General features: G+C 48.6%; 21 protein-coding genes, 1 tRNA gene and 1 pseudogene. 13 read left to right on the top strand and 10 right to left on the bottom strand.

All coding sequences use genetic code 11. The features are described from left to right. Window positions 1–4: 4 nt before the first annotated feature. Window positions 5–80 (top strand) — tRNA-Met (locus tag RWY97_RS09560). Between the two features lie 32 nt (window positions 81–112). On the opposite strand, the gene RWY97_RS09555 is transcribed toward RWY97_RS09560, so the two are convergent. The 5 genes from RWY97_RS09555 to RWY97_RS09535 form a co-directional block, all read right to left on the bottom strand. After that, window positions 113–790, bottom strand: a complete 678-nt coding sequence (locus RWY97_RS09555; protein ID WP_315566873.1) for a GDSL-type esterase/lipase family protein — start codon at window positions 788–790, stop codon at window positions 113–115. Next, the gene (locus tag RWY97_RS09550; RefSeq protein ID WP_315566872.1) at window positions 791–1,798 is read right to left on the bottom strand and encodes a M48 family metallopeptidase; all 1,008 of its coding nucleotides are present in this window, start codon (window positions 1,796–1,798) and stop codon (window positions 791–793) included. It abuts the gene before it with no gap. 4 nt (window positions 1,799–1,802) lie between these two features. After that, window positions 1,803–2,366, bottom strand: coding sequence for a LemA family protein (locus RWY97_RS09545; RefSeq protein ID WP_315566870.1), 564 nt, complete (start codon window positions 2,364–2,366; stop codon window positions 1,803–1,805). A gap of 211 nt (window positions 2,367–2,577) precedes the next feature. After that, on the bottom strand, window positions 2,578–3,030 hold the full coding sequence (locus tag RWY97_RS09540; RefSeq protein WP_024992196.1) for a lytic transglycosylase domain-containing protein: 453 nt from the start codon (window positions 3,028–3,030) through the stop codon (window positions 2,578–2,580). Window positions 3,031–3,241: 211 nt separating this feature from the next. After that, on the bottom strand, window positions 3,242–4,069 hold the full coding sequence (locus RWY97_RS09535; protein WP_315566869.1) for an acyl-[acyl-carrier-protein] thioesterase: 828 nt from the start codon (window positions 4,067–4,069) through the stop codon (window positions 3,242–3,244). A 554-nt stretch (window positions 4,070–4,623) separates the two neighbouring features. On the opposite strand from RWY97_RS09535, the gene RWY97_RS09530 reads away from it, so the two are divergent. Next, window positions 4,624–4,824: a hypothetical protein gene (locus tag RWY97_RS09530; protein ID WP_315566867.1), complete on the top strand. Its 201-nt coding sequence runs from the start codon at window positions 4,624–4,626 to the stop codon at window positions 4,822–4,824. Between the two features lie 14 nt (window positions 4,825–4,838). Next, window positions 4,839–5,024: a hypothetical protein gene (locus RWY97_RS09525; protein ID WP_021583371.1), complete on the top strand. Its 186-nt coding sequence runs from the start codon at window positions 4,839–4,841 to the stop codon at window positions 5,022–5,024. Here the strand turns inward: RWY97_RS09525 and RWY97_RS09520 are convergent. Continuing rightward, complete coding sequence (locus RWY97_RS09520) at window positions 5,011–5,424, bottom strand: secondary thiamine-phosphate synthase enzyme YjbQ (protein ID WP_315566863.1); 414 nt, start codon at window positions 5,422–5,424, stop codon at window positions 5,011–5,013. The two genes, RWY97_RS09525 and RWY97_RS09520, sit on opposite strands and share 14 nt — an antisense overlap. Continuing rightward, window positions 5,424–5,876 (bottom strand): thioredoxin-dependent thiol peroxidase, encoded by a 453-nt coding sequence (gene bcp, locus RWY97_RS09515; protein WP_021583227.1) that lies wholly within the window; start codon window positions 5,874–5,876, stop codon window positions 5,424–5,426. Before bcp ends, RWY97_RS09520 begins: the two co-directional genes overlap by 1 nt. A 301-nt stretch (window positions 5,877–6,177) precedes the next feature. Between bcp and RWY97_RS09510 the strand changes: the two genes are divergently transcribed. The 4 genes from RWY97_RS09510 (at window position 6,178) to RWY97_RS09495 (ending at window position 15,616) form a co-directional block, all read left to right on the top strand. Beyond that, window positions 6,178–11,694: an alpha-2-macroglobulin family protein gene (locus RWY97_RS09510; protein WP_315566861.1), complete on the top strand. Its 5,517-nt coding sequence runs from the start codon at window positions 6,178–6,180 to the stop codon at window positions 11,692–11,694. Between the two features lie 12 nt (window positions 11,695–11,706). Further along, the gene (locus RWY97_RS09505; protein WP_315566859.1) at window positions 11,707–12,774 is read left to right on the top strand and encodes a DUF1573 domain-containing protein; all 1,068 of its coding nucleotides are present in this window, start codon (window positions 11,707–11,709) and stop codon (window positions 12,772–12,774) included. Beyond that, complete coding sequence (locus RWY97_RS09500) at window positions 12,771–13,634, top strand: 4-hydroxy-3-methylbut-2-enyl diphosphate reductase (protein ID WP_021583278.1); 864 nt, start codon at window positions 12,771–12,773, stop codon at window positions 13,632–13,634. Before RWY97_RS09505 ends, RWY97_RS09500 begins: the two co-directional genes overlap by 4 nt. Window positions 13,635–14,089: 455 nt before the next feature. Next, the gene (locus RWY97_RS09495; protein ID WP_315566876.1) at window positions 14,090–15,616 is read left to right on the top strand and encodes a sulfatase family protein; all 1,527 of its coding nucleotides are present in this window, start codon (window positions 14,090–14,092) and stop codon (window positions 15,614–15,616) included. A gap of 145 nt (window positions 15,617–15,761) precedes the next feature. On the opposite strand, the gene RWY97_RS09490 is transcribed toward RWY97_RS09495, so the two are convergent. Continuing rightward, a complete protein-coding gene (locus tag RWY97_RS09490; RefSeq protein WP_315566858.1) occupies window positions 15,762–17,306 on the bottom strand; it encodes a sulfatase in 1,545 nt (514 codons plus the stop codon). 112 nt (window positions 17,307–17,418) lie between these two features. Here RWY97_RS09490 and RWY97_RS09485 point away from each other — a divergent pair, with 112 nt between their 5' ends. Beyond that, the gene (locus tag RWY97_RS09485; protein WP_021583160.1) at window positions 17,419–17,799 is read left to right on the top strand and encodes an L-rhamnose mutarotase; all 381 of its coding nucleotides are present in this window, start codon (window positions 17,419–17,421) and stop codon (window positions 17,797–17,799) included. Between the two features lie 223 nt (window positions 17,800–18,022). Here RWY97_RS09485 and RWY97_RS09480 read toward each other — a convergent pair whose 3' ends face one another. Both RWY97_RS09480 and RWY97_RS09475 read right to left on the bottom strand, forming a co-directional pair. Continuing rightward, a complete protein-coding gene (locus tag RWY97_RS09480) occupies window positions 18,023–19,180 on the bottom strand; it encodes a TlpA family protein disulfide reductase (protein ID WP_315566856.1) in 1,158 nt (385 codons plus the stop codon). 22 nt (window positions 19,181–19,202) lie between these two features. Next, complete coding sequence (locus RWY97_RS09475) at window positions 19,203–20,006, bottom strand: TrmH family RNA methyltransferase (protein WP_315566874.1); 804 nt, start codon at window positions 20,004–20,006, stop codon at window positions 19,203–19,205. 419 nt (window positions 20,007–20,425) lie between these two features. Between RWY97_RS09475 and dnaK the strand changes: the two genes are divergently transcribed. The 5 genes and pseudogenes from dnaK to RWY97_RS09450 form a co-directional block, all read left to right on the top strand. Further along, the gene (gene dnaK / locus RWY97_RS09470; RefSeq protein ID WP_315566855.1) at window positions 20,426–22,324 is read left to right on the top strand and encodes a molecular chaperone DnaK; all 1,899 of its coding nucleotides are present in this window, start codon (window positions 20,426–20,428) and stop codon (window positions 22,322–22,324) included. 77 nt (window positions 22,325–22,401) lie between these two features. Further along, window positions 22,402–23,388, top strand: a complete 987-nt coding sequence (locus RWY97_RS09465; protein WP_315566853.1) for a bacteriophage abortive infection AbiH family protein — start codon at window positions 22,402–22,404, stop codon at window positions 23,386–23,388. 95 nt (window positions 23,389–23,483) lie between these two features. Then, complete coding sequence (locus RWY97_RS09460) at window positions 23,484–23,942, top strand: DUF6078 family protein (RefSeq protein ID WP_315566851.1); 459 nt, start codon at window positions 23,484–23,486, stop codon at window positions 23,940–23,942. A gap of 194 nt (window positions 23,943–24,136) precedes the next feature. Then, a complete protein-coding gene (locus RWY97_RS09455) occupies window positions 24,137–24,871 on the top strand; it encodes an ion transporter (protein ID WP_315566849.1) in 735 nt (244 codons plus the stop codon). A 222-nt stretch (window positions 24,872–25,093) separates the two neighbouring features. Further along, window positions 25,094–25,431, top strand: a pseudogene (locus RWY97_RS09450) (VapE domain-containing protein); the annotation flags it as partial.

Genomic DNA, 25,431 nt, shown 5'->3' with positions numbered 1-25,431 from the left:
ACATCGCGGAGTGGAGCAGTTGGTAGCTCGCCAGGCTCATAACCTGGAGGTCGCATGTTCGAGTCCTGCCTCCGCAACCAATCAAGTGCAGACTTAGGTCTGCACTTTTCGTTTATCCATTCGTTAAGTATTTTCGAAGTTCAAATGCCCAAACCTTGTATCCGAAAGGCGAAAGGTGGAGTCCGTCTACGGACATATCTCGGCGTAACTCATTGGTTCCGTGGCGCACGAACTTGTTGAACAGGTCGATGAACGTGATTCCCTGCCGCTGACAATAGGCTTGCAGCAGGCGGTTTATCTTGGGAACATCATCTGTCTTGCCTTCTAATGTTTTCCATTTTCCGTAAGTCTCGTTGATGGGTAGCAGACTTTGTACGTAGAGACGCGTGTGAGAGGCATCTCGTTGAATCTTGTTGATCACCTGCTTGCACAAGTCAAAGACCTGCACGGGGGTGAGATCGTGACTCAGGTCATTGATTCCCACCATTAAGAAAATGGCTTTCGGCTTCCCCGGGAGTATTTGTCCGAGGCGGTGAAGAATGCCCGTTGCATCGTCTCCGGAGATGCCGCGATTGCGTACTCGGCGCCAACGCAGCAGCCGATTCCAGTCGCCGCCGAACTCGGTGAGACTGTTTCCCAACATCACCACATCGGTACTGTCGATCTTGCGCATAGCAGCGAAGTCGGCAATACGTTCTCGATAGTGTGATGTGGTTTGTGACTGTTGGGCCGAAGCACTGTTTATCCACATTGTCAAAGCGGTCAGTAAACTGATTTTAAATACTTTCATCTAAAACTGTTCCAATATTTCGATTCTGTGTTCGGTATCGGGATGCGTGCTGAAAAGCGAATCCATAAAGCCTAACAAACCGGTAGACATTTCGTCGGGATGAATGATGAAGAGTTGTGCTACATCTTCGCGACCTACCTTATCGAGGCCGGGATTGCCCGAAATCTTTCTCAATGCCGAGGCTAAAGCCAGCGGATTTCCGCACAGTTCGGCACCGCCCGCATCGGCCATATACTCCCGACGGCGGGAAATGGCAAAGCGGGTGATCAGCGTGAAGAAGTAAGCCACGGCGCAACACACTGCTCCGATGGCTATTACAACGATGATTCCGGCTCCGTTACCGCCCGATTTGCTGTCCGACCGGCGACTGCTGCCGCCGAAAAGAAACATATTGTATAAGATGCGAACGACCAATCCCATTACCGTTGAGACGATTCCCACGAAGATAATGCTGGTGATGAGCAGGCGTGTATCGTGATTGCGGATGTGCGTAAGTTCGTGTCCGAGGACACCGGCAAGTTCTTCATCGGTGAGCAAATCAAGCAAACCGGTGGTCACGGTCACCGTATAGCTGTTCTTATCGATGCCGCTTGCGAAAGCATTCAGTTGTGGATCGTCAACGATATTGATTTTGGGCATATCCATATTGCACGTCATACAGAGGTTTTCAACGATGTTATAGACGCGCGGATTCTCCTTTCGCGACAGCGGTCGGGCACCGGTAGCCTGCCGAATCATTGCCGTATTGGTGAAGAAAGCAATGGCAAACCATAGCAGTACACCGCCGATTATCCAAGGAAGGGCACCCAGAAAGTAGTCGTTTACGACCTGCACGTTCAGTTCGTGAACAGGTTCGCCGAGCTCATCGTAATATGACACGCCTGCGAGATCGACCAAAGCGAGGAATGCCCACACCGTAGCCAGTATGATCAAAGGGAACAACAGCAGCAACAATAGGCTGAGCTGATTGTTGCGCTGTATCTGGGTCTGCATCCCGACGTATCTCATCCGCTCAGAATTTTACTTCGGGAGCCTTGTCAAAAGCAGCCCGTTCGTCTTTGGGAATATCGAACATCGGCTCTGTGTGGAAGCCGAACATATTGGCAAGAATATTCGACGGGAATGTCTGCACGGCATTGTTGAATTCTCGCGTGGCCGAATTGAAGAAACGACGAACGGCTGCCAGTTTGTTCTCTATATCCGAAATCTCGTTTTGTAATTGCAAAAAGTTCTGGTTGGCTTTCAACTCCGGATAAGCCTCTAACGATACCCGCAGACCGGCCAAGGCGCTTGTCAGAGCATTTTCGGTCTGTACTTTGTCATTGATCCCTGTTGCATTCATCGCTGCTGCACGTGCTTCGGTCACCCGTTGGAAGACTTCCTTTTCGTGATCGGCATAACCTTTGACCGTAGCCACAAGCTGCGGAATGAGGTCGTGACGCTGTTTGAGCTGCACATCGATGTTAGCAAATGCGTTCTCTCGGTTGTTTCTGAGTTTTACTAAACTGTTATAAATGGCGATCATCCACACAAACAGTAAAACCACAACGATTAAAATGATAATCCAAGTCTCCATCTTCTGTCTTTTTTTATTTGTTCTGACAGCAAAGATAATGCAAAAGTCGGAGTCTGACAACGATTTTTTATTTTTTTAGGAGTTAAAACAGATAGAGAAATCAAGGAAAAATAAGACGGCTATTCTGTTATTCCTAAACTCTTGGAAATGAGAAATCCGGCTGCTGCTCGCATCAAATGCGACGACAACCGGATTTCTTTGTTTTGGGAACTTATACCGCAGCGCCAAGCGCTTTCATTACTTTCTCGAAGTATCTTTGTGTCCGCTTCACGCTGTAATTCAGTCCGCCGTTCCACGCTCGGATTGCTTTTTCTATGTCGTTCAGCGGGTTATGTATCGACTGAATCAGCAAAAACATTTCCTTTGATTTAGCTATACTGAATCGATCGGACAGATTGAACCGCTTTTTCGACTTTCTTTTTCTGAGAATCTGATTGCATTCTGCAACCAAAACTGGGGTGATTTGCATCGCTCCCACTGATTTCCCGTTGGTGGCGCGGCTGTTTCCGTTGCTTTCCACCTTGATGATTGCGTCCATCACCGGATTCCAATCCACTTTGTCTGAGTTCGTTTCGTTCGCTCCGTTATTGTCGGCAAACACCGAACCGGGATTGAACAATAAAATTGTAAAGATTAAAAATACAACTCTTAATATTCTCTCCATAATTTATTTTTTATGGAACCTGAGTATCCTTAAAACACTATATACTCGCGACTATGGTCTTATGAGAACGAATCGGCCCGATAGTCTCAGTCCCGTTAGATATACGAAAGACAACCTTTTCAAAACAACAGAAATGCGTTATCCTTTTACTTATCGGGCACAAAGGTACGAAAAATAATTCATTCTGCCAAATTTTGCGCTCCGGGGTGGGCTACTCGGCCTCTGTGGGAGCGTTCTTCTCTGCGAATTGCACTTTGCTTCGGCATACTTCCAGTGGCTCTCCGCCGTTCGGTTCGATTTTCATCACCCGCACGCAATATTCGTCCGGGGTTGTCTCTTCACGATAGAAGCTCAGCCGATCGCCGCCGTGTCCCTCGGCTACATAAGCTATTTCGAACCGCCGGATTTGTTGTTCGCGATACCGGTCAAGTTTCCATAGGTCGAGAATATGCTCGATATACTTCACGCTGTTGATGTGTCCGTTGACATCCACGTCGCTATAGCCCGTGTCGATGGTGCGGACAAACTCGGCCGCAGCAGTCATTTTGACACGCGACGGAGGATTGATGGGGCACGTTTTATTCGTATCAACATACTTCAAAATACGTCCGTCGTGCACTTTCAGGAGGTCGACAGGCTGACGGGTGTCGGTGTCTATCATCGCCCAAACGCTGCGCCCGTAACCGAAAATCTGTCCGGTGAGGGCATCTTCTACTTTGAAATCGCGATGGGTAAAGAATCGCAGCGCACCCTCTACCCACGTTTCAACAGCAAACTTGGTGTAAGCCACAGGCATCTCAGTCATTTCAATGACCAATCTCGACAATACCCACGTGCGATGAATCGTATTGAGATAGTGCATTCCGAAGTCTCTCTCGTTGGAATGGAAGTCGGCCGCATTGAGCAAATGGTTGCCCAAATGTCCCATAAAGAGGCGATTGGAAAAGTCGCAATGGAACGGTTCTGCTAAAAAATCGTATCGCCCAACCTTTCCGTGGACATTTTTTAGCATATTGTCAGCCTCCGATTGTGGTTTCATATATACGTTTCTCCTATCGCTTTAAATATCTTCATTCTTGCCGCAAAATATCTGTCTTGCTTGTCTTGTGTACCACTGCAAAGGTAAGCAGATTTTATCGGAATTCCAACTGGTTCTCCGTTTATTCCCGATAGAAAATTTTTGTCTGTCTGAAAAGCCGTTAATCGGACGACGAAAAACGGCTTTTCGCATTGCGAATAACCGCTGTTTGGCGTACGGATAAGCGTTAATGAGCGGCAGAATCTTGGTCAATGGAATGAAAAAGTGTCGCGAATTAACTAATTGTTACAAATCTTTACAAGTTCCCGAGTTGTCGTAACGGGGCAAAATATGTTCCCTGTTTGTCGCAGCAATGTTCCCCATTTGTCGTAGAAAAGTTCCCGATTTGTCGCCAAGATGTTCCCTTTTAGGTTTATTTGACATTGTAATTCATTGATTATCAGTTTGTTTCAAGGTCCTAATAAATATAGATAAATAGATTATAATTGATCAAAAGGTTTTTGAGACGAGTGTTGTTGTTGTCTTTTTCTTTTTTCCTTGCGGATTGAGTGTTAATGAAAGTGAAGTCCGGAAGCATCTTCCGGGGCGGATGTTGGTATCCGCCTGCAAGAAAGACGGACCGTTTCGCGCGCGTAGAGCGACTGTTGCACACAACGCATCGAAGGCTATCTTATTTTGTATCGCACTGCGAGTTGGAATTTGAATTTGTATGTCGTACCTTTGCAGCACAATTCACTGACACGCAACGCACCTAAAAACAAATACGGAAATGAATAAGACAAATGCCCGTTTATACGATCTCGCCGGCTATATACCATTCTGCGGTACACGATCGCCGTCTTTGGCAAACCGATCAGCTATAGGTCGTAATATGTTCTACATCACACTGATATACGGCAAGATACAAAAACGCCGATTCTCGAAAGTCTCTCTCTCGCCGATTATTCGCCGATAATTGTGGCAATAAGATGTCTTGCGCTTCCGTGATGTTGCAATTCACAGAGATAAATACCCTGGAAAAGGCCCAGATTCAGATGTCCGCAAGTGATGGGAATGCTCAAACCGGCGCTCGTCGTGGGGTACTTGACGTGTGCAGACACATCGCTTCTGTTTTCGGTCGTATGCCGAACTTGCGGCATATCATCTGGAGTCTGTCTGCTCGAAACCGTTTCTCCGTCGTTGTGCACAGCAGGATCGGCATTCTCGTTGAGTGAAAGTGCACAATCGGTATGCTTGATGAAGAGGCTTAACACGCCCGTCCGAGGCAGCGCAGGAAGTTGACTCATAATGTCGCCCGTTATCAGATGAAATCCTTGCGGCCGCGGGGTGAGCGTTATTTCCGTCTGAAACACCATCAGCCTTTGAGTATTTGGGCAGCGTGTTCTTTCACCTTGATCTGCTTGGGCGTGATGATTCGCTCGATGACACCCTGCTCGTCGATGATGAAAGTGGTGCGGAACGTACCGAAATATTTGCGGCCGTACATACTCTTCTCACCCCAAACGCCGAACTGTTCTACCAACTTCTTGCCGGTGTCGGCGATAAGTGGGAAGGGCAGTTGGTTTTTATCGATGAACTTATGGTGCGATTTCTCGTCGTCGATGCTCACGCCCACCACGGCATATCCCTGTTTGCGCAACTCCGAATAGTTGTCACGCAGGTTGCAAGCTTCGGTCGTGCAGCCCGAAGTATTATCTTTCGGGTAGAAGTAAAGCACCAATTTCTGTCCGGCAAAGTCGGCCAATCGTATTTCTTTTCCGTTCTCGTCGCATCCCAAAATGTCGGGAGCCTTATCTCCGATTTCCATATTTTGTTTTCGTTTTTTGTGTTATAATGAGCGAGCAAAGATAAAAATAAAAACTGAGAAACGGCGCAATTGCCCGTAAAAATATGCTTGTTCCGCTTTCCGAGAACTTTACTTTGGTCTCTCGTTTTTCTCCTTTCGTTCATTTTTTGTGTATGAAATGTCAAAAGTTCGTTCATATTTTGTGTTTTGCTTCGCCTACTTTGCCTCGTCGTCTGTCAATAAATGATAAATAGATTTGGGCAAGTGCGGGAAATTCTTTACTTTTGCAATGATATAAATATGTATAGAGGCAAGTTGATATATGAAGAAGTTGATCATATCCTTTATGGCTATCTTGTTGCTGACTCCGCTGCGGGCCGCGGCAGATGACTACACAACGCTGTGGAAGCAGGTGCAGGCGGCTGGCGAAAAAGACCTGCCCAAGACGCAGATCAGCATCTTACAGCAGATTGTTTCCAAGGCTTCGGCCGAACAAAACTATGGCAATCTGCTGAAAGCCCGGCTAATGGCGGTAGGACTGCAAGTCTTCATTGCTCCCGATTCATTGCCCGGAGAGATTCAAAGACTGCAAGAAGAAGAGGCCCGACTGACGGATCATCAGTGGCCGTTACGGGCTATTTACCAGACGATTCTCGGGAGAATCTATCGCAGGTCTTCGCAGTTGGGCAAGGATGATGCGGCTCGGAGCGAAGCGTATTTCGATGCGGCATTGCGCGATCCCGACAGGTTGGCCCGGTGTTCGGCCGGCGATTACACGCCCACTATCGTCCAGGGTGCGGACAGCAAGATCTTCAACAACGACCTGTTGCACGTAATCGGTCTTGGAGCCGGTCGTATTCAGACACTCTATGACTATTATTCCACGCACGGAAATCGGGCTGCGGCCTGCATCTGTGCAACCGAAATAATACGCAAAGAGGGCATATACGATATGCGAACGCAACGTAAGATACACTTGCTTCATAGGGTTGACTCGCTACTGAATGCCTATCAGGGCGTTCCGGAAGCGGGAGAACTGGCCGTGCTGCGCTATGACCTGATGCACAGCATACCGCAGACGACCGACAAAGAAAGGGTGGATTATCTTCGTTCGGCATTGAACAAATGGGAGAAGTGGCCCCGGATAGAAAGTCTTCGCAACCATCTGACGGAACTGATCGAGCCTTATTATCAGTTTGAGATAGACAAAAGCCAGCTTGATGCGGGGCGTCCTTTCACCATCAATTTGGTGAATGTGCGCAATATTTCGTCCATCACGATGCGTATATGGCGTGTGAATGTAACGGGGGAGTATGACGAAGACCCGATGGACAGCAAGATTTACAAGCGTCTGAAAAGCCGAATGAAGCTGCTCTCCGATATGACACAGACACGCACTTTCACAGGATTACCCGATTATCAACGGGTAAACGACTCGATTGTTGCCCCCGGTCTTCCCGCAGGTGTCTATATGCTGGAATTCGCCACGAACAATCCCAAGATTCAAGTACAACGCTCTCTGGTTTACGTCAGCGGTCTGTATCTGCTCACGCAGAAGCTGCCCGGTGGGCAAATGCGCTTAGCCGTGGTGGACAGAACCAGTGGGCAATCCGTCGGCGGGGCCCAGATCAAATTGACCTATTACACGGAAAAGGGCACCAAAACATTGAATCTGACCTGCGACTCCAACGGAGAATACATCCTTACGGAACCGGATGACTCGAGAGACGATATCAATGCGTTTGTTCATACACGTGCAGACCGAGGCTTCCAGCAGGTGGAATTGAATGGTTATTACATCTATTCCGACTACAATTACCGCGGTCTGGTCGTGGATCTTTTCACCGATCGGTCGATTTATCGCCCCGGTCAGACAATCCACGTGGGCGGAATTGCCCATCAGAATCAGGACGGCAAGACACCGAGAGCCGTTAACGGGCGGGAATTGAAGTTCACATTGCTTGATGCCAACCACAAAACGGTGGCGGAAAAGACCGCCGTTACCGATGCGATGGGCACGGTATCAGTAGACTTCCAACTGCCGACAAACGGGCTGAGCGGGCGTTTCTCCATTCGCACGGATGCCGGGCAAGGGGGCTATACCTCGTTCTCTGTTGAGGAATATAAACGCCCCACGTTTCAAGTGGAGTTCCCCAAAGTAGACCGGAAATATACCATCGGCGACACGCTCGTGGTCAACGGCAGCGCTAAGAGCTTTGCCGGCGTCCCCGTTCAGGGTGCGGCGGTGCGCTACACCGTTACCCGCCGCATCGCCTTTTGGTGCTGGTGGGGATCTGGACGTTACGGAGAGCGGGAAGTCTTTCAGGCTTCTGCCGTAACAGACAGCAAAGGAAACTTCCCTGTGACGATACCGCTCGTGCTGCCCGAAGACGAAAACGACCCTTCAATCGGCTTTTATACCTATACCGTTTCAGCCGCGGTCACCGACAAAAGTGGTGAAACACGAACGGGAGAAATGGGTCTCCCGCTGGGGCGCAAACCCACGGCTTTCTTCTGCAAGATGCCTTTGCAGATAGAGAAAGACAGCACACTGACACTCAGATTCGATTATCTGAACAATGCGGGTGAGCCTCTCGATGCAACTGTCAGCTATTCTTTCGACGGCAACAAGACCCTTCGGACAGCCCGTTCCAACACACCCATCACACTGAATATCGCGGATTGGAAGTCAGGTAGTTATCAGATGCAGGCCATTTGTGGCACGGATACTGTGAGAAATAAATTGACAGTGTTCAGTCTCAATGACAAACAGCCCGCCGTGGAGACACACGACTGGTTTTATCAGACGGCAAACGTGTTCCCTGCCGACGGTAAACCGGTCTTCATTCAAGTGGGCTCTTCCGATCCCGGGCAGCATATCCTTTATTCGATCGCATCGGGAGACAGCGTGATTGAGAGCGGAGCCATCAATCAAGACCGTGCGCTGAACACCCGACAGTTTACATACAAGGACGCCTATGGCGATGGAATCACCGTTACTTATGCGTGGGTGAAAGACGGAACAATGTACACCCACACGACCTCTATCCGTCGCCCGCTGCCTGATCTGCGGCTCAATGTGACGTGGAAGACATTCCGCGATCGCCTCACACCGGGGCAGAAGGAAGAGTGGACACTGCAAATTACTCGTCCGGACGGCCGTCCTGCCACGGCACAATTGATGGCAACACTCTACGACAAGTCTCTCGATCAGATACTGAACCATCGTTGGAGTTTCTCACCTTCATTGAATTTGAATATTCCGAGTTTATCTTGGGTGAGGTATGAAAGCGAAGGACTCTGGAAGTACGGCCGTGAAAAATATCCGTGGAGAGCTTCCAGACCGCTCGCATTCAGTCATTTTGACCGATTGATGTTCCGCTATTTAGGAGGATTCGGAGTGGAGTATGAATTTGAAGCAGGCTATGCACTCACAAAATCCGTAGGTGCAATGTCGTTCAAATCAGCAAAACTCACGCGGGCAATGGAGGCAAAAAAAGAGATGATGAAAACCAACGAAGCTGTCCCTATGGCCGATGTGGCTGCCCGTGAATCGCAAGAAACACCGCAACAAGGCTCTTCCGACCAGGTGCGTGAGAATTTCAACGAGACCGCTTTCTTCTTTCCCGCTCTCTCGACGGAGGCCGACGGCACGGTGACAATGAAGTTTACGCTGCCCGAGAGTATTACGACGTGGCGTTTCATCGGTCTTGCACACGCTGCCGATATGCGTCACGGGATGCTCGAAGGAGAAGCTGTGGCCAAGAAAGACATAATGATCCAGCCCAACATTCCGCGCTTTGTGCGCTCGGGAGATAAAGCTACGGTAACGGCGCGAGTGATGAACACCACGGCCAAAAACATCGGCGGAACGGCCCGGATGGAGCTGATCGAACCCGAAACCAACCGACTTGTCTACACGAAGAGTTGTACATACACCGTGAAAGGCAACGAAACGCAGGCCGTCTCGTTCGACTTGGAACTGACAGAAGGTTCCAAACTCGCTTCGTTGGCGGGCTCTCTGCTCATTTGTAAGGTAACGGCCACAGGACGGGGATATGCAGACGGTGAGCAGCATTATCTACCGATTCTGCCCGATAAGGAGCCGGTTACCAACACGGTAGCATTCACTCAACATACACCCGGTACTCAAATGATTGATCTCGACAAGCTGTTCCCCGTGCGCAACGAGCGGAACCGGCTTACGATCGAATACACCGAGAATCCCGTTTGGCTGATGATCCAGGCGCTTCCCTATGTAGGCAACATCTCGAATGGTGATGCCATCAGTCTCGCTTCGGTCTATTATGTAGATAAATTGGCGTCGTCTCTGTTGAAAGCAGCGCCGCAGGCCAAACAGACTTTTGAACTTTGGCGGCGCGAGAGCGGCAAGGAGACCTCTCTGATGAGCGCTCTTCAAAAGAATGAAGCGTTGAAATCGCTCGTGCTGAACGAAACTCCGTGGATCGGAGAGGCCGAAAAGGAAGCCGAACAAAAGCGCTTGTTGGGTAATTTCTTCGATGAAACGATGCTCAACAACAAATTATCCACACATCTCAACAAACTCTCCGACCTGCAATTAAGCAACGGATCGTGGAGCTGGTATCCGAAGATGAAAGGCAGTCTTTATGTGACACTCATCGTCACCGAGATGCTTTCACGCCTTAACGCGATGATCGGCAAACAGGCGGAAACATCCCGAATGCTGACATCCGCATTCAAGTTTATGGGTAAAGAGATTCATCGTGAAGTACGGTCGATGAAAAAAGAGGAGGCCCGAGGCATCCAAGGCGTACGTCCAAGCGAGTCTGCCGTACATTATCTTTATCTTTGTGCTTTGGCCGACTCATCGCTTTCGGCCTCCGCTTCGGCCGACAAGGCTTATCTGATGAGTCGTTTGGTCAAGCAGATCAATGCTTTCACGATTTACGGGAAAGCCATTTCGGCAGTCATCTTAGGCAAGAACGGCTATCGCCAAAAGGCTAAGGAGTTCCTCCAAAGCATACGGGAATACACGGTTTATACACCTGAAATGGGACGTTATTTTGATACACCGAAGGCTTATTACAGTTGGTTCGACTATCGAATACCCACAGAGGTGGCAGCCATTGAGGCCATCAGGCTCATCGAACCTACCGATGTCAAGACCGTGGAAGAGATGCAACGCTGGCTGTTGCAGTCTAAGCGGACACAGAGTTGGGGTACCACCATCAACACCATCAACGCCATTTATGCCTTTATGAACGGTAATATGGACAAGCTGGATGTATCGAAAACAGAACAAGCTGTGCTCTCCGTAGACGGGAAACGCCTCGAAACACCGAAGGAAACGGCCGGTCTGGGCTATGTGAAAACCACTGTCAGTGGTGAGAAAGCCCATACTTTCACAGCTCGGAAAACATCTTCGGGAACGTCGTGGGGGACTGTCTATGCGCAGTTTATGCAGAAATCGACCGGTATCAAGGCCGCTTCCTCCGGGTTTAAAGTAACCCGCGAGATTCTCGGCGGCACTCACCTGCGCGTGGGCGACAAGGTAACGGTGCGCATCACGATAATGGCCGACCGCGATTACGATTTTGTTCAGATCGTAGATAAGCGTGCAGCGTGTCTCGAGCCGGCCTCTCAATTGAGCGGATATGCCAACGGTTATTACTGTACACCGCGTGACAATGCCACCCATTATTATGCAGACCGGATGTCGAAAGGCAAACATGTCATCGAAACTGAGTATTATGTAGACCGCGAGGGACAATATTCCACAGGCATCTGCACTGTGCAATGCGCTTACAGTCCGGGCTATTCGGCACGCGCAGCAGCACAGATTCTAATCGTAAAGTAAGGAAATTGAATAATGATAAAAAGACATTTGACGGCCGTTCTCCTGTCAGCCTTATCGGCTCTGACGGTTTCGGCTCAGCGAATTACCACCCAACAAGACCTTATCGATTGCGGACAGGTGCTGTTCAGAAAGCCTGTCACCGTAACGTTTGATTTGAAAAATAAAGACAGTAAACCGCTGGTCATCAGCAAGGTGCTCACTGGTTGCGGCTGTACCGATGTAGAATTTCCCCGCGCGGCGATACCCGGTGGCGAGTCGTTTAAGGTGAAAGTGACCTATGATGCTAAGCAGATGGGGCATTTCGAGAGGCTGATCGATGTTTATGCAGTAGGTGTCAAACGCCCGTTAATGCTGACCTTGCGAGGCGTTGTCGTGTCAGAGGTCGTCGACTATTCGGGTACTTACCCTTATGTGGTCGGCAATCTGCTCACAGATATGAATGAAATCGAGTTTGATGATGTGAGCCGCGGCGAGCGTCCTACCTATAAAATACACATCTTCAACAATGGAATCAAACCTGTGCAACCTGTCGTAATGCACCTGCCCGACTATCTTTCGGCTGCCGTCTCACCGTCGACCATTACTCCCGGACACGCCGGTGTGATGACCGTTACGCTTGATTCGCACAGGCTTCGGGGTTTCGGCCTGACGCAAACTACTGTCTTCCTCGGTATGTTTCCTGGCGATAAGGTGGCCCCGAACAAGGCAATCGATGTGTCGGCAGTGCTTTTGCCGAGTTTCAATCAGATGACTGAAACTGCCAAACGACTTGCACCCAAGATTCAACTCTCATCCACCGAGCTCCATTTAAACACTCTCGGTGATCGGAAAAAGGCACGCGGAGAGATTCTTTTGCAGAATGTGGGAAAATCGAAGTTGGAAATTCGCAGTCTGCAAATGTTTACTTCGGGTCTGCAAGTGTCGCTGAACAAGACGCGGTTGGCCCCCGGCGAGAGTGCGAAATTGAAGATTACGGCTGTGGCCGAGTCTTTGAAATCGGTCCGAACCAAGCCGCGCGTGCTGATGATTACCAATGATCCCGATGCGCCGAAGATCATCATAACCATCGACGTGAAATGATTCAGATAGAGATAGACAACGGAAGCGGATTCTGTTTCGGCGTAACCACGGCCATCAAAAAGGCAGAAGAGGAACTTTCTGCGGGCAAAACGCTCTATTGTTTGGGCGATATCGTGCACAACGGGATGGAAGTGGAGCGGCTGCACGCCCGCGGCTTGGTAACTATCAATCACGAACAGCTGAAAGACTTGCACGATGTAAAGGTGCTGCTGCGGGCTCACGGCGAACCGCCCGAGACTTATGAGACGGCCCGTCGCAACCGTATCGAGATCATCGATGCCACTTGTCCGGTGGTATTGCAGTTGCAGCGGCGTATCAAACGGCAGTTCGACAGCAAGCCGCAAGCGCAGATCGTGATCTTCGGTAAGAACGGTCATGCCGAGGTTTTGGGGCTTGTGGGGCAGACAGAGAGCCGTGCCATCGTTATTGAAAAGTTTGAGGACGTACGTCATCTCGACTTCAATCGCGACATATATCTTTATTCTCAAACTACGAAAAGCCTCGAAGAGTTTCACCGAATCATCGAATACATCCAGAGCCATATCGCTTCCGGTGCCACGTTCAAGAGTTTCGACACCATCTGCCGACAAGTAGCCAACCGGATGCCGAATATTTCCGGTTTTGCATCCAAACACGAAGTGATACTCTTTGTCAGTGGACATAAGAGCTCGAACGGTAAAGTTCTATATGGCGAATGCAAACGTGTGAACCCAAACAGCTATCATATCGAACGGGCAGAAGAAATCGATATGCATTGGTTTCAGGGTGTTCGGACAGTCGGAATATGCGGAGCCACCAGCACACCGAAGTGGTTGATGGAGGAGTGCAGGGATTATATCATCAACCATCTTGCGTTCTAGCCCTGTCCTCCTTCTACTACTAAGAAAAAAGAGAACGATTGTCGGAAAATCGAATTGTAATATATTGATATTCTGGTAATTATGTTTCAAGAAATGAAAGGATGTCAATCAACCTACGATTAGCGGTTAATGCGTGTGCATTTCATTGTTAATTGCGGTCCGGTTTATCGTTAATCGTAATCCGATAAGCGACAATGCTTTTACTGGGTCATATCCCGTTGATATTCAGTTGATTGTCTTCTGGTAAGGGAAAGAGTAGGGGCTGTCTTGGAAATAACTGCCGTAAATATTGCCGAAAATTATTGTTAAAATTCTTTTTAGATAGACATTTTCAGTAATTTTGTGTCGTATCTAATGGTGCAGAATATATAGGCAGCCGCAGAAAATGGGTGTCTCAACCTTAAACAAATGATGAAATGAACAGAAAATTGCCCCTCTCGCTGGCAGGAATAACAATGGCTTTCCCTGTCTGTGGCGTGTTGGCCCAGAGTAATTCGGGACAAGTGAAAAGACCGATGAACATTGTCTACATTATGAGCGACGACCACTCGTATCAGACAATCAGTACTTATGACAAGCGATTTATCAATACACCCAACCTCGATTGGATTGCCGACCACGGTGTTCGATTCACAAACAGCTACGTGGCAAATTCGCTCAGCGGGCCGTCGCGGGCTTGTATGCTGACGGGAAAACACAGTCACGCCAACGGATTTACAGACAATACCAAGACGTTTGACGGCGGCCAGCAAACTTTTCCGAAGCTATTGCAGAAAGCGGGATATGAAACTGCCATCATCGGTAAGTGGCATTTGACATCCGATCCCACCGGTTTCAACTATTGGGACATCCTGATCGGGCAGGGAGATTATTATAATCCCGGTTTCAAATGTAACGGACAACAGCTGTGCAGACGCGGTTATGTGACCAATCTCGTGACAGATCTGGCGCTCGATTGGCTCGGAAACAAACGCGACAAGACCAAACCTTTCTGTCTGTTACTGCACAACAAGGCGCCACATCGCGTCTGGGCTCCCGACACCTGCGACCTGGATCTCTATTCGGAAAAGATTTATCCTATTCCCAGTACATTCTATGACGATTATGCCGGGCGCAAAGCTGCGGACAAACAAAAGATGAGTATCATCAAGGATATGGACTTGGTGTATGACTTGAAGATGGCAGACAAGGAGAACGAGATACATTCCGACCCTGAATTAGAGAAGTGGGGACGTGCCTCTTATCTGCGGATGACGCCCTCGCAGCGGGCTCAATGGGATGCGCATTATGAACCGGTGATTCGCAAATTCAAGGAGATGAAGCTTTCGGGAAAGGCCTTGGCCGAGTGGAAATACCAGCGTTATATGCACGATTATCTGCGGGTGATTCACTCGATAGACCGAAATGTGGGACGGGTGATTGCCCATCTCCGTGCAAACGGGCTTTTAGACAATACAATGATTGTCTATACATCCGACCAAGGATTTTATATGGGCGAGCACGGATGGTTCGACAAGCGCTTTATGTATGAAGAGTCGTTCCGCACGCCGTTGTTAGTCTATCTGCCGGGAGGTAAGAAAGGTGATATCACGGAGATGGTACAGAACATCGATTACGCACCGACTTTTCTCGATTTAGCCGGTGTCGAAGTGCCGAAAGACATCCAAGGGGTGTCGATGCTTCCGTTGCTCGAAGGGAAAAAAGTGAAGAACTGGCGCAAATCTCTTTATTATCACTACTACGAATATCCTGCCGAACATTCCGTTTGCAGACATTATGGCGTGAAGACCGACCGCTATGTGCTCATCCATTTCTATAACGATATCGATGCGTGGGAGCTTTACGATTTGAAGACCGATCCCGAAGAGTTGCACAATCTCTATGGGAAGCCGGGTACGGAGCAGATTACCGGAAAGTTGAAAAAGGAGTTGTTGAGATTGCAGGTGCAGTATAACGACCCCATCCGAAAGACCGTTCGCTGAGCGGAATGACGAATGTGGAATGCGGGGTGACGAATGATTGCGCTGTGCGCAATGAAGAATTACAGAAATGACGAATTGCCTTTGATGGAAAGCAATTCGTCTTTTCTTATTCGTTATCGCGTAAAGTGCGGCAACTCTACATTTATTATTTCGCGCCTTTAATTCTCATCGGGAATTGAGCCCGATATTCTTTGAGACGCTTGAAAAGGCGTTTTAACAATCGATCGGCTCGTTTTGGCTGTTCGATGGCTAAATTATGTGCCTCGCCGATGTCTTGATTGATGTCGTAGAGTTCGCATTTGCCCGTGCGCCAATAATAAATCAGGTGGTCGTTTCCGCGCATAATCGATGATGACGGGCCGTAACCGTCGCGCTCGCTGATGCCCGTTGTCCAAAGATTGGGATAGTGCCAGATGATCTCGCGGTCGCGTTTCAAGGTAGGATTCTTGATGACATCGACAAAGCTACGTCCGTCTACGATCTGCGAAGTGCGGTATTTTCGGATGCCGGCCATATCGAGAATGGTTGGGAAGAAGTCTTCGATCATTACGCGATTGTTGTTGATTGTTCCGCCGCGGGTCACTCCCGGCCAACTCACTAACATTGGTTCGTGTACTCCTCCTTCCAAAGCCGAGCCCTTACCGGCACGTGCCGGGTAGTTCTGATCATAATTGATGCGCCCCTGCCGGATATTGATGGCTTGTCCGCCGTTATCCGACATAAAGATGATAATGGTGTTGCGGGCCACTTCCGGACGCGCTTCCAGATAATCCATAATATCTCCTAAACTCTTATCCATCCCTTCGATGAGAGCGGCGTGATTGATTTCCTGTACGTTGAGCGGCGCTTTCAACATCGGATCATATACTCCTTTCCCATCTGCATCCATATAATTTTTGGTGAAACGAACGTCGGGATTGTAAGGCGCGTGTATGGCATAATGAGACATATAGAGGAAAAACGGTTGCCGACGCGCGATGGGTTGGCCGACGGCTTTCAGCGCTTCGAGTGTCAATGCTTCTGTAAGAAATGTGCCGCGGGCATAATATTGTTCCAATCCCGATACGTGGAAATCGCCTTTCCCGTAGTCTTCCTGTGCCAGATAACTGGCCGGTGCACCATTAGCTCCACCCGCAATGTTCACTTGAAAGCCGAAACTGGTCGGGTCGGCACCCGTTGTGGTCTGTGCTCCGAAGTGCGCTTTGCCGCAGTGGATGGTGTAATAACCGTTGTCTTTGAGCAGTTGTGGCAGAGCGGTAATGAGCGTGGTGAGATGTCGGTCGTGCTCGCTCGTCACCGTGTCGGGCTGAATGCCGTTGCAATTCCAGTCGGGCGGTACGATTTCCGGGTCTTTGGCATCTGTCTGCGTGTTATATTTCAGCGTCCAGTTGGTTACTCGGTGCCGAGCCGCATTCATCCCTGAGAGCAGACTACAACGCGAAGGCGACGAGATGGCACAGGCATACGCCTGCGTGAATTTGACTCCCTGGCGAGCCAGACGCTCCATATTCGGCGTGCGATAACGCTCGTTGAGCAGTGTCTTTTGTTTGTAAAAGGGTACGGAAGTCTCCTGCCAGCCCATATCATCTACTAAAAAGAGAATGATGTTGGGCCGATTGTCGTGCTGTGCTTGTGCGCTGACAGAACTTCCGGCAGCGATACCCAGCAACAGCGATATTGGTTTGTTCATTCGTCGAATATTTTTGATTAGGCAACCGCAAAGTTACACATTTCTATCCGAAAAGTCCGTTTCTCTGTACCGGATTTGTTAACTTTGCATCTGAAACTATATTCAAACGACTATGACAGAAGGTTACAAAGTGAAGGAATACGGCCGACCTGTGAAGCGCTATTGCCAAACGATGGAGCTGAAAAACGATGCCGAATTGATAAAAAAGTATCGCCGAGCGCACGATGAGGCGCATTTCTGGCGCGAAATCAATGAAGGTATTCGCTCGGTGGGTATCTTGGAGATGGAGCTTTACATCTCGGGCAATCGTCTGATGATGATTGTAGAGACACCGCTCGATTTCGACTGGGATGCGGCAATGGCTCGTCTGGCCACGCTTCCGCGCCAACAGGAGTGGGAAGATTTTGTTTCGGTGTTCCAGCAATGCAAAGCCGGCGATACGTCCGACGACAAATGGAAAATGATGGAACGGATGTTCCACCTGTATGAATGAGTAGACGAGTTGACAAGTGATGAGTAGACGAGGGGATAAGTAAACAAGAGGACGAGTAAACGAGTAGACAAGGGGACAAGGAGAATGAATAAGACAAGTTTCACTTACGCGTCTACTTGTTTACTTGTCAACTCGTCTGCTCATCAACTTGCCCCCTTGTCCACTCGTTTACTTGTCAACTCGTCCACTCGTTTGCTCGTTCATTCGTCTCCTTATCAACTCATCAATTTGCCAACACATTTTTTAGGTAGTCATAAAAGGCAGGATCTTCACCCACTGTCACCTTCAATATCTTGCCGGCAGGGTCTATAATCACTTTGGTGGGGAATCCTTCTACACCGTAAAGACGTATAGCATCTGAGGATCCGGTACCGTTTGCCACCTGAATCCACGGCATTGCGTGCTCTTTAACGGTCTTTTTCCAGTCAGCTTCAGAGTCTTGACAGTCGATGCCCACGATCTCCATCTTACCTTTATATTTATTGTATGCTTCCTTCATTGCGGGAATTCCCTTGATGCACCAGCCGCACCACGAGCCCCAAAAGTCGAGAATGACATACTTGCCGCGCAGCGATGAGAGCGTGAATGACTGTCCATTGATGTCGCGAAGCGTGAAATCAGGCGCCGTAGCACCTTCTTGTTTCGATGCTTTCTGGGTTTCTTCCGTCTCTCGCTTGGGAGAAGTAATGGTTTGAATCAGCTTTTTGAATCTGCCGTTCCGTATTTCTGGCGAAAGCGCTTTGATGAGTTCCTGTCCACTTTCTTCATCAAGATAGAGCAGGAAAGCTATGGAAGCCTCGTTGTCGGGATGCGCTTTGGCAAAGGCAAGAATGGCTTTTGTGCGCTGGTCGGAAATCGTTCTTTCTTGCTCCATCAGCTCTTCCATTTTTTCTTCGGGCACAGTTGCCTTAGCTGCTAACTGATTGTAATTGCGTCCGATGGCAGCGAGCTTGTGCTGGAAAGGTTGTATGGCCTGCATCACTTCATTGTATTGGCGATAGAAATCGGAACCACCGAACCGGCAGGAATCGGAAAAACTGCCCTCAATAGTGAGTTTTTCGCCGGGAACTGCAAAGAGAGCGAGCCCTTCGGGGATGTTGCTTTCATTAGACAACTTGTTGAAAATCTGTATGAAACTGATATTGTCTACGGGCAGTGTCACATCGAAAGCCCCGTTGCTGACGGCAATCGTAGTGTCGCGTGCCGATAGACTGCCTTTTTCGAGGTCTGTGATGGAGATCGTAAGTGAGTCTTTTGCATCGGTCAGATGTCCTTTGATACGGAAATGTTGGCTGCCGGTCTGCGTGCATTGCACGGTCAGCAGGGCTGTGAGACACAGCGCGGCAACGGCCGCAAGGAGTGAAAATTTTGTTTGTTTCATTGTCGTTGAGGATTTAAAATGTTTAAAATGATTTACGAAGTTGCCAGAATGCGACTGCAGAAGCCGCTGCCACGTTGAGCGAATCTACACCGTGGCTCATCGGAATGCGGGCCACATAGTCGGCTGCTGCCACGGTTTCACACGGCAGTCCGTCGCCCTCTGTCCCAAGAATGATGGCCAGACGGGGTTCGGATCGCAGCTGCGGATCGTCGATGGAGACGGATTTCTCCGTGAGAGCCAGCGCCGCCGTCCGGAAGCCTAATGCCCGGAGACTGTCGACAGGGCGGTCAGTCCACGTCCAAGGAATCAGGAATACCGCCCCCATCGACACCCGAACGGCACGCCGATTTAACGGATCGCACGAGTCGGGTGTGAGCAAAATACCGTCGATTCCGAGTGCTGCGGCCGAGCGAAAGATAGCTCCGATATTGGTGGTATCGACCACACCGTCAATCACTGCGATGCGGGTGGCGTCACGACAAACGTCTTCCACCGGTAGCCTTTTTGGTCGGCGCATTGCACAGAGTACACCCCTCGTAAGTGTATAGCCGGTGAGCGACGCCAGCAGCGAGCGCTCGCCGGTATACACGGGTAGGTCGGCACACCTGCGGATAATCGCCGCCGCATCTCCGTTTATATGCCGCTGCTCGCACAACAGAGCCAAAGGCTCGCAGCCGGCATCCAATGCCACGTGGATGACCTTGGGACTTTCGGCAATGAAAATACCCTTGTCTGGCTCGATGCGGTTGCGAAGTTGGGCCTCGGTAAGCGTGCTGAACATTTCTACACCGGGCTGTGCGAGGGATGTGATGTTAATAATCGGCATTGTCGATGCATTGGTGTGATGGCTGCAAAGATAATGAAAAGTTTTCAAACCGGGCTGTTTTCAGCAATTCATAAAGAATAATTTGCGATTCGTCATTTATCATTGCAATTGTTGTTAGATATGAGTTGGATTCTGACTAATGGTCGATCGCACGCTGTTTAACGCTTAATCGCCGGCTGTTTAACAATCGATTGCACGGCTTTTAACGGTAGATTGTACGACGAAAAGTGTTTTCTGCCATATTGTCACACGTCAGTCGTTGGCACACCCTTTGCCATTGATAGGGAAAATGTCTTGTTAGGGCACATCTGCTTATAGAGCATATGCGACAGGTTATACCGAAAAACGGCTCACTCGGAGGTGGAAATGACCGCAAGGCCGATAAATATTGATAATAACAAAAAATAAAACATACAATTATGGGAAAGATTATTGGAATCGACTTAGGTACTACAAACAGTTGCGTTTCTGTATTTGAAGGAAACGAACCGGTAGTAATCGCTAACAGCGAAGGCAAACGCACCACGCCGTCGGTCGTGGGTTTCGTGAAAGACGGAGAACGCAAGGTGGGCGATCCGGCCAAACGTCAGGCCATTACCAACCCCCAAAACACCGTCTATTCCATCAAACGGTTTATGGGCGAGACCTATGAGCAATGTCGTAAAGAGGCTGAACGCGTGCCGTTTACGGTGGTGAATGAAAGCGGTTATCCGCGGGTAGACATCGACGGTCGTAAATATACCCCGCAGGAAATCTCTGCAATGGTGCTTCAGAAGATGAAGAAGACTGCTGAAGACTATCTTGGACAGGAAGTAACCGACGCCGTGATCACCGTTCCGGCATACTTCTCCGACTCGCAGCGTCAGGCAACCAAAGAGGCCGGTCAGATTGCAGGCCTCAACGTTCAGCGTATCGTCAACGAGCCTACGGCGGCTGCTCTGGCTTACGGTGTAGATAAGGCCAACAAGGATATGAAGATTGCCGTGTTCGACTTGGGTGGAGGTACGTTCGATATTTCTATCTTAGAGTTTGGCGGCGGCGTGTTCGAGGTGCTCTCAACCAATGGAGATACCCACTTGGGTGGTGATGATTTCGACCAAGTAATCATCGACTGGCTTGTGCAGGGCTTCAAAGCCGATGAGGGAATCGACCTCAGCAAAGATCCGATGGCAATGCAACGCTTGAAAGAGGCAGCCGAAAAGGCGAAGATTGAACTCTCAAGCACTACGTCTACGGAAATCAACCTGCCGTATATCTCGGCCGAGGGCGGTGTGCCCAAGCACTTAGTAAAGACGCTCACGCGTGCACAGTTTGAGCAGTTAGCACACGCTTTGATCCAGGCTTGTCTCGTTCCGTGCCAGAACGCCATCAAAGACGCCAAACTCTCTACGTCAGACATTGACGAAGTAATCCTCGTTGGCGGTTCGAGTCGTATCCCGGCCGTTCAGACATTGGTGAAAAACTACTTCGGCAAAGAACCTTCCAAGGGTGTGAACCCCGATGAAGTAGTGGCTGTGGGTGCAGCTATCCAAGGTGCTATATTAAATAAGGAGAGCGGTGTGGGCGACATCGTGTTGCTCGACGTAACTCCGCTGACACTCGGTATCGAGACAATGGGTGGTGTGATGACGAAGCTCATCGAAGCTAATACTACCATTCCGGCCAAGAAGAGCGAAACGTTCTCCACGGCAGTGGACAACCAGACGGCTGTAACCATCCACGTGTTGCAGGGCGAGCGTCCGATGGCTGCACAGAATAAGAGTATCGGACAGTTCAACCTCGAAGGCATCGCACCGGCACGTCGCGGTGTTCCGCAGATTGAAGTAACGTTCGACATTGATGCCAACGGTATCCTCAACGTAAGCGCAAAGGACAAGGCCACGGGCAAGGAACAGAAGATACGCATCGAAGCAAGCAGCGGCTTGAGTCAGGAAGAAATCGACCGCATGAAGGCCGAGGCCGAGCAGAACGCCGCAGCCGACAAGGCCGAGCGCGAGAAGGTGGACAAGCTCAACCAAGCCGACTCGATGATATTCACCACCGAGAACTTCTTGAAGGACAATGCCGACAAGATACCGGCCGACAAGAAAGCTCCCATCGAGACAGCCCTCCAGCAGCTGAAAGATGCCCACAAGGCAGCCGACATCGCAGCTATCGACACGGCAACCGCAGCCCTCAACACTGCTGTTCAGGAAGCCAGTGCACAGATGTATCAAGGCGGTGCACAGCCCGGTCCTGATGCAGCACAAGGCGGTCAGCAGTCAGAAAGCAATCCCGACGACACCGTGCAAGATGCCGACTTCGAGGAAGTCAAGTAAGAATAAATAGTATTGTAATCGCAGCAGTTCGAAAGGATTGCTGCGATTATTTTGTTTAATTAAAAAACTTAAAACGTATGGCAAATGCTGTTTATATTATAGGAAATGGATTTGATTTAAGAATGGGTATGCCCACCGATTACCCCAGCTTTCTAAAATATTATAAAACATTAGATACCCCATCTAATGAAATTGGAGATATTAAAGACAGATTTCTTCTTAAAATAAAGCGAAAGATTTCTGAAGGACAGGACAAATGGAAAGACTTGGAAGTGGCGTTAGGTGCATTTACAAAAGGTGAGACTAATATAGAGTTATTTAAGGATCTTTGCAGGAACGCTAATAGAGAACTTATCAATTACCTCAAAAATGTTGAAAAGCAATCACCTACTCCGTCAGAAGAAGAAAAAGATAAATTCTTCCATGACTTAGAAAGCCCAGAGCAATACTTGAGATCCCTCAAATTACGACAAGACTTTCTCAACAATGCTATTACAAAGGACGAAGTATATTCAAATATCATAAGCTTCAATTACACAAGTACAATCGAGAGGTTACTTGATGGACATACAAATGAAAACTCACATATAAGTGTAAGACATATTCACCGTACACTTAAAAATGATTATGTACTATTTGGGGTGAATAATGCAGAGCAGATAGAAAATGAAGAGTTCAGAAAAGACGAAGCCCTACTCGATTTGATAGTAAAACCAAAAGGTAATGCCGAATTAGGAGAGAATATTGATGCTGAATGTGCGAATATAATAAGGGATGGACATATCTTCTACATATATGGAACTTCGCTTGGCACAACAGACAAAATTTGGTGGGATTCTATTGCACTGCGATATAAAAGTTCTAATAGCGTTATATTGTATTTTGACCATGAAAATGAAACAACTCAAAAATACGATATAGAGATGGCGGAATCAGAACGACAAATTAGAAGCAAAGTTATAAATGCAATGGGGCTTCCTGGAACAGAAGGTGATTATAGAAACCGAATATATGTTGTTCGAAACGCTGATATATTTCCCTATCGAGAAATAAAAGACAAGTAACAAAAGATTACAGAGCAGCAAAACAAAAAGGGTGAAAAGATGCACCAACATCTTTTTCTCCTTTATAGTAAACCAATATTAAATCATAACCTACTATGACCCTCGAAGAATACAACCAATTAGGCAGCAGCTTCGCCCATTGCAGCGGAGCGAACTGCGAGCGAGCAAACGAATGCTTGCGGCACGCGGCACACAAGATGCTCGCAAAGAACACGCGGGAGAGCTATGCCGTGGCAAATCCGGCCGTGATAACGGGCGCGCAACCCTGTCCGCTCTATGCCCCCGACCACAAGGAACGCTACGCGTGGGGCATCTCCCGCATCTACGACAACGTGCGCGCTGCCGACTTGCACGGAGCAAAATGGAAAGTCATGTCGTGCTTCGGCGCTGACGTTTATTACAAGGTGAAGCAGCTGCGCCGCGCCATCACCGAGGAAGAGCAACGAGACGTCCGCCTCGCCTTTACCGAAATGGGCTACGACGGCAGTGCCATCGAGTTCGACCGCTATGAAGAACAATACTCCGCACTGATGCGGTTGGCAAGATACAAGTAGGTATCTCGCCCCCCTATACTTGACATACTCTGACAGCTCCTTAACAGGTTCTTACGGAAAGATACATAACATGCAACTTTGGACACGTTTGTCCAATGTGGTGGACTAATGTGTCCAATTAATTGGATTAACGTGTCCAGCGAGTTAGACAAACGTGTCCAATATCGTTAGTCCGGAAGAAATCACTTAGCAATATGAACAGACAAAAGATTGCAGACATTATTGACCGACAATCGCATACCGACCGGATAGGCGCGGCTTACGACCGGTTCATGGTACTTGCCATTCTCGTAAGCCTCCTGCCGCTTATGTTTATGAAGTCGCACAAGGCGTTTTGGTACACGGAACTCGGCTCTACGCTCGTGTTCATCATCGACTACCTGCTGAGGTGGGGTACGGCTGACATTAGGAATAACAATCGCAAGACGGCGTTCCTTACCTATCCGTTTTCTGTTATGGCAATCATAGACCTGCTGTCCATCTTGCCTGCCGTTACGCTGCTCACCCCAGCCTTCAAGCTGTTCCGCTTCGTGCGTCTGCTGAGGCTGACAAGGGTGCTGAAGATATTTGGAATATCGAGCAAGATGCGCCTGTTTCTGTCCATACTCTACAAGGAGCGTCAGGTGCTGTCCTCCGTTTTGGTATTGGCACTGATTTACATCTTTGTAACGGCACTCATACTGTTCAATGTCGAACCCCACATAAACCCATATACAGGTCAGCCTACCTTCCGCTCTTTCTTTGATGCTTTGTATTGGGCAACCGTGACACTTACCACGGTAGGTTATGGCGATATGTGCCCTGTCACCGATGTCGGTCGTTTCGTTAGTATGCTTTCGTCTCTGTTCGGTATAGCCGTTATTGCTTTGCCCTCTGGTGTCATCACCGCCCGCTATCTTGATGAGTTGCGAAAGGAGAAGGCATGTTAAGTAAGTGATTAAAGATGCGGAAGTTGGAAGCATAAAAAGCCATCTTCATGATGATGAGAAGAAGGGCACTATACCTATTGTATAAAACCTTTCCGCCCACCAAATAATAGAATAGCACACAAAATTATTGTGTTTTTATAGTGTTTCTTCAGTGTCTTAGGATACAGAGGAAACACTTTTTTCATTTGCACCGTAAAAATCAATAACAAGTATTATGGTACAAAACCTGATAAATGGAAACACTACTTTGTGAAATGGCTGGTTGCGGTTGTTGTAAATGCTATGGATGATTTGCAGTGTCGTAATCATACATGTTTAGTTCTTACAGGTGAACAAGGAAAATTCAAAACAACTTTCCTTGATTTACTCTGTCCAGAAGAACTGAAGAGTTATCTTTTCACAGGAAAGATTGACCCACAAGGAAAAGATGTACAAACACTGATTGCGGAATATCTTTTTATCAATATTGACGACCAGCTAAAGGCACTCAATAAGAGAGATGAAAATGAATTGAAGAATCTGATAACGACACCAAGAGTAAAATATCGTAGACCATACGA

It is taken from the genome of Hoylesella pleuritidis, from assembly GCF_963541955.1.
Classification (GTDB): domain Bacteria; phylum Bacteroidota; class Bacteroidia; order Bacteroidales; family Bacteroidaceae; genus Prevotella; species Prevotella pleuritidis.
The sequence above is the reverse complement of the archived record's forward strand: the minus strand, read 5'-3'. Positions and strand labels throughout refer to the sequence as shown.